Genomic DNA, 13,324 nt, shown 5'->3' on the forward strand with positions numbered 1-13,324 from the left:
GGAGAGACTGCAATGTCCCGTCGCCATCGCGCCGAAAAACGAGAAGTCCTGCCGGACGCCAAATACGGTGACCGCGTTCTCACCAAATTCATGAACAACCTGATGTATGACGGCAAGAAATCTGTTGCCGAATCCATCGTCTACGGTGCCCTGGACCGCGTTGAGTCGAAGCTCAAGCGCGAGCCGGTCGAAGCGTTCCACGAGGCGCTGGAAAACATCAAGCCGTCCGTGGAAGTCCGCTCCCGCCGCGTTGGTGGTGCGACCTACCAGGTGCCGGTTGAAGTGCGCCCCGAGCGTCGTGAAGCCCTGGCGATCCGCTGGCTGATCACCGCCTCCCGCGGCCGCAACGAAAACACCATGGAAGAGCGTCTTGCCGGCGAACTTCTGGATGCTGTCAACACGCGCGGCTCGGCCGTCAAGAAGCGTGAAGACACCCACAAGATGGCCGAAGCGAACCGCGCTTTCAGCCATTACCGCTGGTAACTTTCAGGACCTAGGACGAGAACAATGGCTCGCGATTATCCTCTCTCAAAATACCGGAACTTCGGGATCATGGCCCATATCGATGCGGGTAAGACCACCTGCACCGAGCGGATCCTTTACTACACCGGTAAGTCTCACAAGATCGGCGAAGTCCATGACGGCGCCGCCACCATGGACTGGATGGAGCAGGAGCAGGAGCGTGGTATCACCATCACCTCCGCCGCGACCACCACGTTCTGGGAGCGCACCGAGGACGGCCAGTCCGCGCAGACCGAAAAGCACCGGTTCAACATCATCGACACTCCCGGCCACGTTGACTTCACCATCGAAGTCGAGCGTTCGCTGGCCGTGCTCGACGGCGCTGTGTGCGTCCTCGACGCCAACGCCGGTGTCGAGCCGCAGACCGAGACCGTGTGGCGTCAGGCCGACCGGTACAAGGTTCCGCGCATCGTGTTCGTCAACAAGATGGATAAGATCGGCGCCGACTTCTACAACTGCGTCGCGATGATCAAGGACCGCACCGGCGCCAACGCCGTGCCGATCCAGATCCCGATCGGGGCCGAGAACGAGCTTGAAGGCATCGTCGACCTGGTGACCATGGAAGAGTGGACCTGGAAGGGCGAAGACCTTGGTGCGACCTGGACCCGTCAGGACGTCCGTGCGGACCTGAAGGACAAGGCCGAAGAGCTGCGCGCCGAGCTGATCGAAGCTGCCGTCGAGCAGGACGATGACGCGATGGAAGCCTATCTCGAAGGCAACGAGCCGGACGTGGAAACCCTGCGGAAACTGATCCGCAAGGGCACCCTGTCCATGGCCTTCGTGCCGGTTCTTGCGGGCTCCGCCTTCAAGAACAAGGGTGTGCAGCCGCTGCTCAACGCCGTCATCGACTATCTTCCGACGCCGCTCGACGTCGAAGCCTACATGGGCTTTGCCCCGGGCGACGAGACCGAGACCCGCGACATCGCGCGTTCGGCCGACGACAGCCAGCCCTTCTCGGGTCTGGCGTTCAAGATCATGAACGACCCGTTCGTGGGCTCGCTGACCTTCACCCGGATCTATTCCGGCGTGATCAAGAAGGGCGACTCGATCCTGAACTCCACCAAGGGCAAGAAAGAGCGCGTCGGTCGTATGATGATGATGCACTCGAACAACCGCGAGGAGATCGAGGAAGCATTTGCAGGCGACATCATCGCGCTGGCCGGTCTGAAAGACACGACCACCGGTGACACGCTGTGCGACGCACAGAGCCCGGTCGTGCTGGAGACGATGACCTTCCCCGATCCGGTGATCGAGATCGCCGTCGAGCCGAAGACGAAGAACGACCAGGAAAAAATGTCCGCCGGTCTGGCCCGTCTGGCCGCCGAGGATCCGTCCTTCCGCGTCGAGACCGACCTCGAGTCCGGTCAGACCATCATGAAGGGCATGGGCGAACTTCACCTCGACATTCTCGTCGATCGTCTGAAGCGCGAGTTCAAGGTCGAAGCCAACATCGGTGCGCCGCAGGTGGCTTACCGTGAAACCATCAGCCACGAAGCTGAAGTCGATTACACCCACAAGAAACAGTCGGGTGGTTCGGGTCAGTTCGCGCGGATCAAGATGGTCATCACTCCGACCGAGCCGGGCGAAGGCTATTCCTTCGAGAGCCGGATCGTCGGCGGCAACGTGCCCAAGGAATATATCCCGGGCGTCGAGAAGGGCATCCAGTCCGTCATGGACAGCGGCCCGCTCGCCGGCTTCCCCGTGATCGATTTCAAGGTTGCGCTGATCGACGGTGCCTACCATGACGTGGACTCCAGCGTGCTGGCGTTCGAGATCGCTGCCCGTGCCGGCATGCGCGAAGGCCTCAAGAAGGCCGGCGCCAAGCTGCTCGAGCCGATCATGAAGGTCGAGGTCGTGACGCCCGAGGAATATACCGGTGGCATCATCGGCGACCTCACCTCGCGTCGGGGCCAGGTTCAGGGTCAGGACACGCGCGGCAACGCGATCGCCATCACGGCCTTCGTGCCGCTGGCGAACATGTTCGGCTACATCAACACCCTGCGCTCCATGTCTTCGGGCCGCGCGCAGTTCACCATGCAGTTCGACCATTACGAGCCCGTACCGTCGAACATCTCTGAGGAAATCCAGGCCAAATACGCCTGATCTGACAACCGGTCAGGCGACTGACCAAGCATTTACGGAGGCCATTATGGCAAAGGAAAAGTTTGAGCGCACGAAGCCGCATGTGAACGTTGGCACGATCGGTCACGTTGACCACGGGAAGACGACGCTGACGGCTGCGATCACGAAGCAGTTCGGCGACTTCAAGGCCTATGACGAGATCGACGGCGCACCGGAAGAGCGTGCCCGCGGGATCACCATCTCGACGGCCCACGTGGAGTATGAGACGCCGAACCGTCACTATGCCCACGTCGACTGCCCCGGCCACGCCGACTATGTGAAGAACATGATCACCGGCGCGGCGCAGATGGACGGCGCGATCCTGGTTGTGAACGCGGCTGACGGCCCGATGCCGCAGACCCGCGAGCACATCCTGCTGGCCCGTCAGGTCGGTGTGCCGGCGCTGGTCGTGTTCCTCAACAAGGTCGACCAGGTCGACGATGAGGAGCTTCTGGAACTGGTTGAAATGGAAGTGCGCGAACTGCTGTCTTCCTACGAGTTCCCGGGCGACGATATCCCGATCATCGCCGGTTCGGCTCTGGCCGCTCTGGAAGATCGCGACGAGGAAATCGGTGCGAAGAAGATCGCCGAGCTGATGGAAGCTGTGGACAGCTACATCCCGACGCCCGAGCGTCCGGTTGACCAGCCGTTCCTGATGCCGATCGAGGACGTGTTCTCGATCTCGGGCCGCGGCACGGTTGTGACCGGCCGTATCGAGCGTGGCGTTCTGAACGTTGGCGAGGAAATCGAGATCGTCGGTATCCGCGACACCAAGAAGACGACCTGCACGGGCGTCGAGATGTTCCGCAAGCTGCTCGACCGCGGTGAAGCGGGCGACAATGTGGGCGCCCTGCTGCGCGGCATCGACCGTGATGGCGTCGAGCGTGGCCAGGTTCTGTGTAAGCCGGGTTCGGTGAAGCCGCACACGAAGTTCGAGGCGGAAGCCTACATCCTGACCAAGGAAGAGGGTGGCCGTCACACGCCGTTCTTCGCGAACTACCGTCCGCAGTTCTACTTCCGGACCACGGATGTCACCGGCACCGTCCAGCTGCCCGAGGGCACCGAGATGGTGATGCCCGGCGACAACCTGAAGTTCAACGTCGAGCTGATCGCTCCGATCGCGATGGAAGAGAAGCTCCGCTTCGCCATCCGTGAAGGCGGCCGCACCGTCGGCGCCGGCGTCGTCTCCAAAATCATCGAGTAATCGGTGATCTGAGTTTCCGCGGTCCCGGGCGCGATGCCCGGACCGCGGTTGACAGCAACCTGCAAGGCCATGAGGCGATACAATGCAGAGTCAAAACATTCGGATTCGGCTTAAGGCCTTCGATTACCGGGTTCTGGACGCCAGCACCCAGGAAATCGTGAACACGGCCAAGCGGACGGGCGCCAATGTGCGCGGCCCGATCCCGCTGCCGAACAAGATCGAGAAATTCACGGTTCTTCGTGGTCCCCACGTGGACAAGAAGTCCCGCGAGCAATTTGAAATCCGGACGCACAAGCGTCTGCTCGATATCGTCGACCCGACGCCCCAGACCGTGGACGCGCTGATGAAGCTCGACCTCGCCGCCGGTGTCGACGTCGAGATCAAACTCTGAGGAGCCTGAACGATGCGTTCCGGAGTAATCGCGAAAAAGCTGGGGATGACCCGGCTGTTCATGGAAGACGGTAAGCAGGTTCCTGTGACCGTCCTCCAGATGGAAAATGTCCAGGTCGTGGCTCAACGCACCGACGAGAAGGATGGCTATTCCGCCGTTCAGCTCGGCGCAGGCGCTGCCAAGGCCAAACGTGTGAGCAAAGCTATGCGCGGCCACTTCGCCGCCGCACAGGTCGAGCCCAAGCGCAAGCTGGCCGAATTCCGTGTCTCCTCCGACAATCTGATTGCGGTGGGCGAGGAAATCACGGCCGACCATTACCTCGAGGGTCAGTTCGTCGACATCGCCGGCACCTCGATCGGTAAAGGGTTCGCCGGTGCCATGAAGCGGCACAATTTCGGCGGTCTGCGCGCGTCGCACGGTGTGTCGATCTCGCACCGTTCGCACGGGTCCACTGGTCAGTGCCAGGATCCGGGCCGCGTGTTCAAGGGCAAGAAAATGGCCGGTCACATGGGCGCCGTGCGCGTGACCACGCAGAACCTGCAGGTCGTCAAGACCGACGCCGACCGTGGCCTGATCATGGTCAAAGGCGCCGTTCCTGGCTCCAAGGGTGGCTGGGTCACGATCAAGGATGCCGTGAAGAAGTCCGCCCCGTCCGACCTGCCGATGCCGGCCGCCCTGCGGTCCGCAGCCCAGGCCGATGCGGCAGCTGCTGAAGCCCCCGAAGGAGGCGCGGAAGAATGAAAGCTGATGTGATCAAGCTGGACAGCAAGAAGGCCGGGTCCATCGAACTGTCCGACGAGGTGTTCGGTCTGGAGCCGCGTGCAGACATTCTGCACCGCGTGGTCCGCTACCAGCTGGCCAAGCGCCAGCAGGGCACCCACAAGGTCAAGACGCGGTCCGAGACCAGCTACTCGACCAAGAAGATCTACCGCCAGAAGGGCACCGGTGGCGCACGCCACGGGGACCGGAATGCGCCGATCTTCCGCAAGGGTGGTATCTACAAGGGTCCGACCCCGCGCAGCCACGCGCATGACCTGCCCAAGAAGTTCCGGGCGCTCGGTCTGAAGCACGCCCTGTCCGCGAAAGCGACCGCAGGCGAGCTGATCGTGCTCGACGCAGCGGAACTGAAAGAGGGTAAGACCAAGGAACTGGCCACGGCGCTGAAAGCGCTCGGCTGGACCAAGGCTCTGGTCATCGACGGTGCGGAAGTGAACGAAGCGTTCGCCCGCGCTGCCCGCAACATCGACGGTATCGACGTGCTGCCCAGCATCGGTGCGAATGTCTATGACATCCTGCGCCGCGACCAGCTGGTCATCACCAAGGCCGGCGTCGAAGCACTGGAGGCTCGCCTGAAATGAGCACCAAAGCCGAACTCTATGACGTGATCCGCAAGCCGATCATCACCGAGAAAGCCACGATGGCGTCCGAAAATGGCGCCGTGGTCTTCGAAGTGGCGATCGACGCCAACAAGCCGCAGATCAAGGAAGCTGTCGAAAGCCTCTTCAACGTCAAGGTGAAAGCGGTCAACACCACCGTCACCAAAGGCAAGACCAAGCGGTTCCGGGGCATCCTCGGCAAGCGCAAGGACGTGAAGAAAGCCTATGTCACGCTCGAAGAAGGCAACACGATCGACGTGACCACCGGTCTCTGATCGCTGCCTTCGTCTTATGCTTTTGAACGCCTCCCGGGTTCCGGCCCGGGGGGCTTTCTTTTGCCTGTCTCTTTGGATTTCCCCTCGGGAGCAAAAGGTGCAGGCGGCAGCGGTGCGGCCGTTTCCTTCCTTTGACACGTGCTCGCCAGTCACCGTCCTGTCGGTGAACAAGGGCGAAAGTGTACACACCCTCCGAGTGGTCCTGGTCTCGGAAACCAGCGGACAGCAAGCAGCTGGAAACTGCCGGACATCGAGTAGACCAGCCGGTAACGAAAAGCAGACGCCTGCACAGCCCTGCGCGATGGTCTGAAAACTGCAACATTTCTAGCAGCCAGTTGATCACCGAATCCCTCGGCTTTTCGGGGGGGCGGGAATATGGTCGTCCTGATGATTTGATAGAGACCTTTGTTCCAAACGGAGATTGTCGCAATGAACCTTTCCCGCAGAGCGATTTTCCCTCTCATGGCCGGAACCGCGGCCCTGTTGGGGCTGGGCAATCAGGCCCGCGCCCAGGCTGTCCGTGCCGCCTCGCCGTTGATGAATCGCGACTTTGAGCCTCTTGGCGGCCAACCCGCGCCCGGTGCGCGATCGTCGATCGAGGATTTCGACTATCAGGTGAAGTACCAACGGGCTTTCGAGGCCGCCCTCTGGGCGATGCCCGCGCTGGCCATCTATCGGTTCCGAGCCGCGGCGCTGGAAGATCTGGGCCTGAAAGACAATGATATCATTGCCTATTCCGGTGTCGCGACAGCAAAACTGGAAGCCACGACGGCCAATGCGTCAACACCCTATATCACAGCCTTCACCGACCTGCAGGCGGGACCGACCGTTCTTGACGTGCCGCCGGCAGGGGAGGATGGTAGCCTCTACGGGCAAGTGGTTGATGCATGGCAATACACGATTGCCGATGTCGGCCCTTCCGGCCTCGATGAAGGCAAGGGTGCCAAATATCTCTTCACGCCACCGGGCTACGAGGGTGATGTACCGGAGGGCTATCTGCATGTTCCCTCTCCGAGTTACCGCGTGGCCTTCGCTTTCCGCTCGGTTCGCGGCGAGGGCATGACCGAGGAGGATGCCTATGCCTATGCTAAGCGCCTGCGCATGTATGCGCTCTCTGACGCCGGAGCCCCGCCGGATCAGGTTTTTTTCGACCCGATCGATACGCGCTACCCGACAATGCCGCTCTGGGGGCTCGCCCATTTCGAGAATCTGCACGCGGTCGTATCGGTGGAGCCGATCAAGTCGGAGGACAAAATAGCGATGGGCATGCTGGCAACGCTCGGCATCCGCCATGGCGAACCGTTCGACCCCGATCCGGTGGCGAAGGCTGCAATGACCCAAGCCAGCTATGATGTCTGGTTCTATATGCAGCATTGGTACGACAATTTCCCGAAGGACCAACTCTTCTGGGAAGACCGACATTATGCATCGCTCCTTCAGGCCGACGAGAACAATCTCTTCACGTGGACATACGGGGACCGGATAGACACCATCGAGCGGGCAGCGGAGTATTTCTGGTGCACTTATATGCCACGCGAGTTGAGCGACAATCCGGCCACCCAATATCTGATGGCAATGGCTGATGCGGACGGTGCGTTGCTGGAAGCCGGGGCGACCTATCGGCTCGACGTGCCCGGGGACATGCCGGTGGAGCAATTCTGGGCGCTCACGGTCTATGACCGCGCGACCATGGGCTTTATCTACACGGCCGAGGATCGCACGACGCTTTCCTCCTACGATCTGGATGGAATGGAGAAAAACACCGATGGCGGGGTGACGATCTGGATCGGCCCGCAAGCGCCCAAGGGGCTGGAGAGCAACTGGATCCCCACAGCGGGCAAGCGCCCGCTGCCCGCCATGCGGCTCTACGGACCGACGCAGGCGCTGAACGACCGCAGTTTCAAGCTGGCCGACTGGGTGCGCGTCAGCTAGCATTCCAGGCGCATATGCCGCGTCTGGGAACCGGTACGGCACCTGCGTCACAAGGCTTTTGGCGCTTCTGCCCTTGCGACTCTGCCGCGCCTCTGATACATCGCCGCCATTCCGCAGCCTCGGATTCGTCCGGGGCTGTCGTTTTTGCCGTTTTCGGCAACCTGTCGGGGGCGGCGGATTTCATCCGCGTCTCGGCATTTCCGGGCACCTTCGGGGGCCTAAACCGCGGGCTTCGGCTCGCATAGCTAACGGAAGACAGAAAGACATGGCGTTAAAAACGTACAAACCCACGACGCCGGGCCAGCGCGGGCTGGTTCTGATCGACCGTTCGGAGCTGTGGAAAGGACGTCCCGTCAAATCCCTCACCGAGGGTCTGACGAAGAATGGCGGCCGCAACAACACCGGACGGATCACCATGCGTCGCAAGGGCGGCGGGGCCAAGCGCCTCTACCGCATCGTCGACTTCAAGCGTCGCAAGTTCGACGTGCCGGCCACCGTGGAACGGATCGAATACGACCCCAACCGCACGGCGTTCATTGCCCTGGTCAAGTATCAGGACGGCGAGCAGGCCTACATTCTGGCACCGCAGCGTCTGGCCGTGGGTGACGAAATCGTCGCCGGCACCAAGGTTGACGTGAAGCCGGGCAACGCGATGCCCTTCTCGGGCATGCCGATCGGTACGATCATTCACAATATCGAACTGAAGCCGGGCAAGGGCGGCCAGCTGGCCCGTTCCGCCGGCACCTATGCCCAGTTCGTCGGCCGCGATGGCGGCTATGCACAGATCCGCCTCTCCTCCGGCGAGCTGCGTCTCGTCCGTCAGGAATGCATGGCGACCATCGGTGCCGTGTCCAACCCGGACCACTCGAACCAGAACCTCGGTAAAGCCGGCCGCAACCGCCACCTTGGCAAGCGCCCGTCCGTCCGTGGTGTCGTGATGAACCCGATCGACCACCCGCACGGTGGTGGTGAGGGCCGGACCTCCGGTGGCCGTCATCCGGTCACGCCGTGGGGCAAGCCGACCAAGGGTGCGCGCACGCGTTCGAACAAGGCGACGGATAAATACATCCTGCGCTCCCGCCATGCGAAGAAGAAAGGCCGTTAAGAATGGCACGTTCAGTCTGGAAAGGGCCTTTTGTTGATTCCTACGTTCTCAAGAAAGCTGAGAAAGCCAAGGAATCGGGCCGCAATGAAGTCATCAAGATCTGGTCCCGTCGCTCGACGATCCTGCCCCAGTTCGTGGGCCTGACGTTCGGCGTCTACAACGGCAAGAAACACATCCCTGTTTCCGTGTCCGAGGACATGATCGGTCAGAAATTCGGCGAGTACAGCCCGACCCGTACCTATTACGGGCATGCTGCCGACAAGAAAGCGAAACGGAAGTAAGCCATGGGACAGCAGAAAAATCCCCGTCGCGTGGCGGAAAACGAAGCAATGGCCGTGTCGCGCATGCTGCGCACCAGCCCGCAGAAGCTGAACCTCGTTGCGCAGATGATCCGCAACAAGCCGGTCGACAAGGCTCTGTCGGACCTGACCTTCTCCAAGAAGCGCATCGCGCAGGACGTGAAGAAGACCCTTCAGTCCGCGATCGCCAATGCCGAGAACAACCATGGTCTGGACGTTGACGAGCTGGTCGTGGTGGAAGCCTGGGTCGGCAAGAACCTGGTCATGAAACGCGGTCGTCCGCGGGCCCGTGGCCGGTTCGGCAAGATCCTGAAGCCGTTCAGCCAGATCACCATCAAGGTCCGCCAGGTAGAGGAGCAGGCATAATGGGACAGAAGATCAACCCGATCGGCCTGCGCCTTCAGGTCAACCGCACCTGGGACAGCCGCTGGTACGCTGACAAGGAAGAGTATGGCGATCTGCTTCACGAGGATCTCAAGATCCGCGACTATGTGAAGAAGAACTGTGCTCAGGCCGGTATCTCCCGCGTCGTGATCGAACGCCCGCACAAAAAGTGCCGTGTGACCATTCACGCTGCACGTCCGGGTGTCATCATCGGCAAGAAGGGCGCCGACATCGAGGCTCTGCGCAAGAAACTGTCCGAACTGACGGACAGCGAACTGCACCTCAACATCGTCGAAGTCCGCAAACCCGACATCGATGCCGCACTGGTGGCCGAGAATATCGCCCAGCAGCTCGAGCGTCGTGTCTCCTTCCGTCGTGCGATGAAGCGCGCCGTCCAGAACGCCATGCGCATGGGGGCCCTCGGGGTTCGCGTGAACTGCGCCGGCCGTCTTGGCGGGGCCGAGATCGCCCGGACCGAATGGTATCGTGAAGGCCGTGTGCCGCTGCACACGCTCCGCGCCGATATTGATTATGCGCACAAGGAAGCCATGACCGCCTACGGCATCATCGGCATCAAAGTGTGGATCTTCAAAGGCGAGATCATGGAACACGATCCCCAGGCACGGGACCGTCGCCAGTCGGAAATGCAGGAAGGTGGGCCGCGTCCTCAGCGTCGCTGAGGACCGCGCCTTCTGAAGGAGAACAGAGATGCTTTCACCGAAGCGCACCAAGTACCGCAAGATGCACAAGGGCCGCATTCGCGGCGAGGCCAAAGGCGGTTCCGATATCAACTTTGGGCATTATGCCCTGAAAGCGACCGAGCCCGAGCGGATCACGGCGCGTCAGATCGAGGCAGCCCGCCGCGCGATGACCCGTCACATGAAACGTCAGGGTCGTGTGTGGATCCGGATTTTCCCGGACACGCCGGTCACCTCGAAGCCGACCGAAGTCCGTATGGGTAAGGGTAAAGGCTCCGTCGACTACTGGGCCGCCAAGGTCAAGCCCGGCCGGATCATGTTTGAGATTGACGGCGTGGGCGAAGATGTGGCAAAGGAAGCGCTCCGCTTGGCAGCCATGAAGCTGCCCGTGAAGTGCCGTTTCGTCACACGCGAGGATTGGTAAGGATCGTCCCCCGGACATGTCTGGGGGATACGTCCTTATTTTTTGGTTGGAAAAGCGCCCGGACACGTCCGGGTAGCTTCTAATGAAAGGATGCGAGCGATGAACGCCGCCGAACTGCGTGATAAAACGCCCGACCAGCTGCGCGAGCAGCTTGAGTCGCTGAAAAAGGAGGCCTTCAACCTCCGCTTCCAGGGGGCCACGGGCCAGCTGGAGAACACTGCGCGTGTGAAGACCGTCCGTCGTGACGTGGCTCGCGTGCAGACGATCCTGAACGAAAAAGCCGCCCAGGCGGCTGAATAATCGGAGTGTAGACGAGATGCCGAAGCGTATCCTGCAGGGCACCGTGACCAGCGCCGCCAACGAACAGACCGTTACCGTGTCTGTCGAGCGTCGTTTCACGCACCCGGTTCTGAAGAAAACCATTCGTAAGTCCAAGAAGTACCGGGCTCACGATGCCGAGAACGCTTTCAAGGTTGGTGACACCGTCCGTATCCAGGAATGTGCACCAATTTCGAAAACGAAACGCTGGGAAGTGATCGCCGAGTAATCGGCCACCAACAGTCTAGTCGAAACCGTGGGGTCGGAACTGCACCGCATCCCCACAGGTCGGGAGAAATACCATGATCCAGATGCAGACCAATCTGGATGTAGCTGACAACTCCGGCGCCCGCCGGGTTCAGTGCATCAAGGTTCTGGGCGGCGCGAAGCGCAAATACGCTTCCGTGGGTGACATCATTGTCGTGTCCGTGAAGGAAGCCATTCCGCGCGGCCGCGTCAAGAAAGGCGACGTCCGCAAGGCCGTTGTCGTCCGTACCGCCAAAGAAGTCCGTCGTGAAGATGGCACCGCGATCCGTTTCGATCGCAACGCAGCCGTTATCCTGAACAATGCCGGCGAGCCGGTCGGTACCCGTATCTTCGGGCCGGTTGTTCGTGAGCTGCGCGCCAAGAACTTCATGAAAATCATCTCGCTTGCTCCGGAGGTGCTGTAATGGCTGCCAAACTCCGCAAGGGCGACAAGGTCGTCGTGCTGGCCGGCAAGGACAAGGGCAAGGAAGGCGAGATCATCGCCGTGATGCCCAAGGCCGGCAAAGCCAAGGTTTCGGGCATCAACATGGTTGTCCGCCACACCAAGCAGAGCCAGTCCAGCCAGGGCGGCCGTCTGCCGCAGGAAGCTGCGATCGACCTGTCCAACATCGCGCTGGTTGACCCCAAAGAGGGCGGCCCGACCCGCGTCGGCTTCAAGATCGAAGGCGACAAGAAGGTCCGTTACGCCAAGAAATCGGGGGAAGTGATCAATGGCTGATTATACGCCTCGTCTGCGCGCTCAGTACAATTCTGAGATCCGCGGCAAGATGAAATCCGACTTCTCGTACAAGAACGAGATGCAGATTCCGAAGCTCGAGAAGATCGTGCTGAACATGGGCGTCGGCGAAGCCGTTGCCGACAGCAAGAAGATCAAGGCCGCCCATGACGACCTGATGGCCATTTCCGGTCAGAAGCCCGTCATCACGAAAGCCAAGAAGTCGATCGCCGGCTTCAAGGTCCGTGAAGGCATGCCGCTCGGCGTCAAGGTGACCCTGCGGGGCGACCGGATGTACGAGTTTCTCGATCGTCTGGTGACCATCGCCATGCCGCGCGTCCGCGATTTCCGCGGCGTCAGCGCCAAGAGCTTCGACGGTCGTGGCAACTACGCCATGGGCCTGAAAGAGCACATCGTCTTCCCCGAGATCGAGTACGACAAGATCGACCAGGTCTGGGGCATGGACATCGTCATCTGCACCACCGCGAAAACCGACGCGGAAGCAAAGGCACTGTTGGCCGAGTTCAACATGCCTTTCCAGAAGTGATCGCGGAAGGAGAGAAGATATGGCTAAAGTTGCTATGATCGAGCGCGAGAAGAAGCGTCAGCGCCTGGTGGAGAAATATGCCGCCAAGCGTGCTGAGCTCAAAGAGATCGCGCGGAACGAAGACCTTCCGATGGAAGAGCGGTTCAAGGCACGCCTGAAGCTTGCCAAACTGCCGCGCAATTCCTCGGCCACCCGCCTGCACAACCGGTGCCAGGTGTCCGGTCGTCCGAAGGCCTATTACCGTAAACTGAAAATGTCCCGTATCGCGCTGCGCGATCTGGCCTCCCGTGGCGAGATCCCCGGCATGGTCAAGTCGAGCTGGTAAGGGAGGGAACCGAAAATGTCTTTGAACGATCCTCTCGGCGATATGCTGACCCGCATCCGCAACGCTCAGATGCGTGGCAAAACTTCCGTCAAGACGCCGGCATCCAAGCTGCGCGGCTGGGTTCTGGACGTGCTCCAGAACGAAGGCTACATCCGCGGCTACGAAGCCGGGTTCGATGCCGACGGCAAGCCCGAACTGACCATCGAGTTGAAATACTATGATGGCGTTCCGGTGATCCGTGAGCTGCAGCGCGTGTCCACCCCGGGCCGCCGCGTCTACTCCGGCGTCAAGGATATCCCGCAGGTCCGCCAGGGTCTGGGTATCTCGATCGTCTCCACGCCCAAGGGCGTCATGTCCGATGCACAGGCACGTACCGACAATGTCGGCGGCGAAGTCCTGTGCACGGTGTTCTAAGGAGGTC

At 61.0% G+C, this 13,324-nt stretch carries 20 protein-coding genes; all 20 read left to right on the plus strand.

Going from position 1 to position 13,324, the window contains the following annotated elements:
• The first annotated feature begins 12 nt into the window (after positions 1-12).
• Positions 13-483 carry a 30S ribosomal protein S7 gene (rpsG, locus tag GSH16_RS13055; protein ID WP_160855820.1) on the plus strand — a complete coding sequence of 157 codons (471 nt, stop codon included), beginning with the start codon at positions 13-15 and terminating at the stop codon, positions 481-483.
• Positions 484-507: 24 nt separating this feature from the next.
• Positions 508-2,625, plus strand: coding sequence for an elongation factor G (gene fusA, locus GSH16_RS13060; protein ID WP_160855822.1), 2,118 nt, complete (start codon positions 508-510; stop codon positions 2,623-2,625).
• Positions 2,626-2,671: 46 nt separating this feature from the next.
• On the plus strand, positions 2,672-3,847 hold the full coding sequence (tuf, locus tag GSH16_RS13065) for an elongation factor Tu (protein ID WP_160855824.1): 1,176 nt from the start codon (positions 2,672-2,674) through the stop codon (positions 3,845-3,847).
• Between the two features lie 82 nt (positions 3,848-3,929).
• Positions 3,930-4,238: a 30S ribosomal protein S10 gene (rpsJ, locus tag GSH16_RS13070; protein WP_160855826.1), complete on the plus strand. Its 309-nt coding sequence runs from the start codon at positions 3,930-3,932 to the stop codon at positions 4,236-4,238.
• 12 nt (positions 4,239-4,250) lie between these two features.
• Positions 4,251-4,979: a 50S ribosomal protein L3 gene (gene rplC / locus GSH16_RS13075; protein WP_160855828.1), complete on the plus strand. Its 729-nt coding sequence runs from the start codon at positions 4,251-4,253 to the stop codon at positions 4,977-4,979.
• Positions 4,976-5,596 (plus strand): 50S ribosomal protein L4, encoded by a 621-nt coding sequence (gene rplD, locus GSH16_RS13080; protein ID WP_160855830.1) that lies wholly within the window; start codon positions 4,976-4,978, stop codon positions 5,594-5,596. The genes rplC and rplD overlap by 4 nt, the downstream gene beginning before the upstream one ends.
• On the plus strand, positions 5,593-5,889 hold the full coding sequence (locus GSH16_RS13085) for a 50S ribosomal protein L23 (protein WP_160855832.1): 297 nt from the start codon (positions 5,593-5,595) through the stop codon (positions 5,887-5,889). The genes rplD and GSH16_RS13085 overlap by 4 nt, the downstream gene beginning before the upstream one ends.
• 429 nt (positions 5,890-6,318) lie before the next feature.
• Positions 6,319-7,821 carry a DUF1254 domain-containing protein gene (locus GSH16_RS13090; protein WP_160855834.1) on the plus strand — a complete coding sequence of 501 codons (1,503 nt, stop codon included), beginning with the start codon at positions 6,319-6,321 and terminating at the stop codon, positions 7,819-7,821.
• Between the two features lie 265 nt (positions 7,822-8,086).
• Complete coding sequence (gene rplB / locus GSH16_RS13095; RefSeq protein WP_160855836.1) at positions 8,087-8,926, plus strand: 50S ribosomal protein L2; 840 nt, start codon at positions 8,087-8,089, stop codon at positions 8,924-8,926.
• A 2-nt stretch (positions 8,927-8,928) separates the two neighbouring features.
• A complete protein-coding gene (gene rpsS / locus GSH16_RS13100; RefSeq protein ID WP_160855838.1) occupies positions 8,929-9,207 on the plus strand; it encodes a 30S ribosomal protein S19 in 279 nt (92 codons plus the stop codon).
• 3 nt (positions 9,208-9,210) lie between these two features.
• Positions 9,211-9,591 carry a 50S ribosomal protein L22 gene (gene rplV / locus GSH16_RS13105; protein WP_160855840.1) on the plus strand — a complete coding sequence of 127 codons (381 nt, stop codon included), beginning with the start codon at positions 9,211-9,213 and terminating at the stop codon, positions 9,589-9,591.
• The gene (rpsC, locus tag GSH16_RS13110; protein WP_160855842.1) at positions 9,591-10,289 is read left to right on the plus strand and encodes a 30S ribosomal protein S3; all 699 of its coding nucleotides are present in this window, start codon (positions 9,591-9,593) and stop codon (positions 10,287-10,289) included. The genes rplV and rpsC overlap by 1 nt, the downstream gene beginning before the upstream one ends.
• Before the next feature lie 28 nt (positions 10,290-10,317).
• A complete protein-coding gene (rplP, locus tag GSH16_RS13115) occupies positions 10,318-10,731 on the plus strand; it encodes a 50S ribosomal protein L16 (RefSeq protein ID WP_160855844.1) in 414 nt (137 codons plus the stop codon).
• Positions 10,732-10,830: 99 nt separating this feature from the next.
• Complete coding sequence (gene rpmC / locus GSH16_RS13120; protein ID WP_160855846.1) at positions 10,831-11,031, plus strand: 50S ribosomal protein L29; 201 nt, start codon at positions 10,831-10,833, stop codon at positions 11,029-11,031.
• Positions 11,032-11,047: 16 nt separating this feature from the next.
• Entirely contained in the window at positions 11,048-11,278 is a 231-nt protein-coding gene (gene rpsQ / locus GSH16_RS13125; protein ID WP_160855848.1) for a 30S ribosomal protein S17, read from the plus strand.
• Between the two features lie 73 nt (positions 11,279-11,351).
• Positions 11,352-11,720 (plus strand): 50S ribosomal protein L14, encoded by a 369-nt coding sequence (gene rplN / locus GSH16_RS13130; protein WP_160855850.1) that lies wholly within the window; start codon positions 11,352-11,354, stop codon positions 11,718-11,720.
• Entirely contained in the window at positions 11,720-12,034 is a 315-nt protein-coding gene (rplX, locus tag GSH16_RS13135; RefSeq protein ID WP_160855852.1) for a 50S ribosomal protein L24, read from the plus strand. The genes rplN and rplX overlap by 1 nt, the downstream gene beginning before the upstream one ends.
• Complete coding sequence (gene rplE, locus GSH16_RS13140; RefSeq protein WP_160855854.1) at positions 12,027-12,578, plus strand: 50S ribosomal protein L5; 552 nt, start codon at positions 12,027-12,029, stop codon at positions 12,576-12,578. The genes rplX and rplE overlap by 8 nt, the downstream gene beginning before the upstream one ends.
• 19 nt (positions 12,579-12,597) lie before the next feature.
• Entirely contained in the window at positions 12,598-12,903 is a 306-nt protein-coding gene (gene rpsN, locus GSH16_RS13145) for a 30S ribosomal protein S14 (RefSeq protein ID WP_160855856.1), read from the plus strand.
• Between the two features lie 15 nt (positions 12,904-12,918).
• A complete protein-coding gene (gene rpsH, locus GSH16_RS13150) occupies positions 12,919-13,317 on the plus strand; it encodes a 30S ribosomal protein S8 (RefSeq protein ID WP_205524112.1) in 399 nt (132 codons plus the stop codon).
• The last annotated feature ends 7 nt before the right edge of the window (positions 13,318-13,324 follow it).

The organism is Oceanomicrobium pacificus, from assembly GCF_009833495.1.
Lineage (GTDB): Bacteria > Pseudomonadota > Alphaproteobacteria > Rhodobacterales > Rhodobacteraceae > Oceanomicrobium > Oceanomicrobium pacificus.

Excerpts from the sequence above, each read along its gene's own strand:
- rpsG (WP_160855820.1), top strand. The coding sequence starts at position 13 with ATGTCCCGTCGCCATCGCGCCGAAAAACGAGAAGTCCTGCCGGACGCC.
- fusA (WP_160855822.1), top strand. The coding sequence starts at position 508 with ATGGCTCGCGATTATCCTCTCTCAAAATACCGGAACTTCGGGATCATG.
- tuf (WP_160855824.1), top strand. The coding sequence starts at position 2,672 with ATGGCAAAGGAAAAGTTTGAGCGCACGAAGCCGCATGTGAACGTTGGC.
- rpsJ (WP_160855826.1), top strand. The coding sequence starts at position 3,930 with ATGCAGAGTCAAAACATTCGGATTCGGCTTAAGGCCTTCGATTACCGG.
- rplC (WP_160855828.1), top strand. The coding sequence starts at position 4,251 with ATGCGTTCCGGAGTAATCGCGAAAAAGCTGGGGATGACCCGGCTGTTC.
- rplD (WP_160855830.1), top strand. The coding sequence starts at position 4,976 with ATGAAAGCTGATGTGATCAAGCTGGACAGCAAGAAGGCCGGGTCCATC.
- GSH16_RS13085 (WP_160855832.1), top strand. The coding sequence starts at position 5,593 with ATGAGCACCAAAGCCGAACTCTATGACGTGATCCGCAAGCCGATCATC.
- GSH16_RS13090 (WP_160855834.1), top strand. The coding sequence starts at position 6,319 with ATGAACCTTTCCCGCAGAGCGATTTTCCCTCTCATGGCCGGAACCGCG.
- rplB (WP_160855836.1), top strand. The coding sequence starts at position 8,087 with ATGGCGTTAAAAACGTACAAACCCACGACGCCGGGCCAGCGCGGGCTG.
- rpsS (WP_160855838.1), top strand. The coding sequence starts at position 8,929 with ATGGCACGTTCAGTCTGGAAAGGGCCTTTTGTTGATTCCTACGTTCTC.
- rplV (WP_160855840.1), top strand. The coding sequence starts at position 9,211 with ATGGGACAGCAGAAAAATCCCCGTCGCGTGGCGGAAAACGAAGCAATG.
- rpsC (WP_160855842.1), top strand. The coding sequence starts at position 9,591 with ATGGGACAGAAGATCAACCCGATCGGCCTGCGCCTTCAGGTCAACCGC.
- rplP (WP_160855844.1), top strand. The coding sequence starts at position 10,318 with ATGCTTTCACCGAAGCGCACCAAGTACCGCAAGATGCACAAGGGCCGC.
- rpmC (WP_160855846.1), top strand. The coding sequence starts at position 10,831 with ATGAACGCCGCCGAACTGCGTGATAAAACGCCCGACCAGCTGCGCGAG.
- rpsQ (WP_160855848.1), top strand. The coding sequence starts at position 11,048 with ATGCCGAAGCGTATCCTGCAGGGCACCGTGACCAGCGCCGCCAACGAA.
- rplN (WP_160855850.1), top strand. The coding sequence starts at position 11,352 with ATGATCCAGATGCAGACCAATCTGGATGTAGCTGACAACTCCGGCGCC.
- rplX (WP_160855852.1), top strand. The coding sequence starts at position 11,720 with ATGGCTGCCAAACTCCGCAAGGGCGACAAGGTCGTCGTGCTGGCCGGC.
- rplE (WP_160855854.1), top strand. The coding sequence starts at position 12,027 with ATGGCTGATTATACGCCTCGTCTGCGCGCTCAGTACAATTCTGAGATC.
- rpsN (WP_160855856.1), top strand. The coding sequence starts at position 12,598 with ATGGCTAAAGTTGCTATGATCGAGCGCGAGAAGAAGCGTCAGCGCCTG.
- rpsH (WP_205524112.1), top strand. The coding sequence starts at position 12,919 with ATGTCTTTGAACGATCCTCTCGGCGATATGCTGACCCGCATCCGCAAC.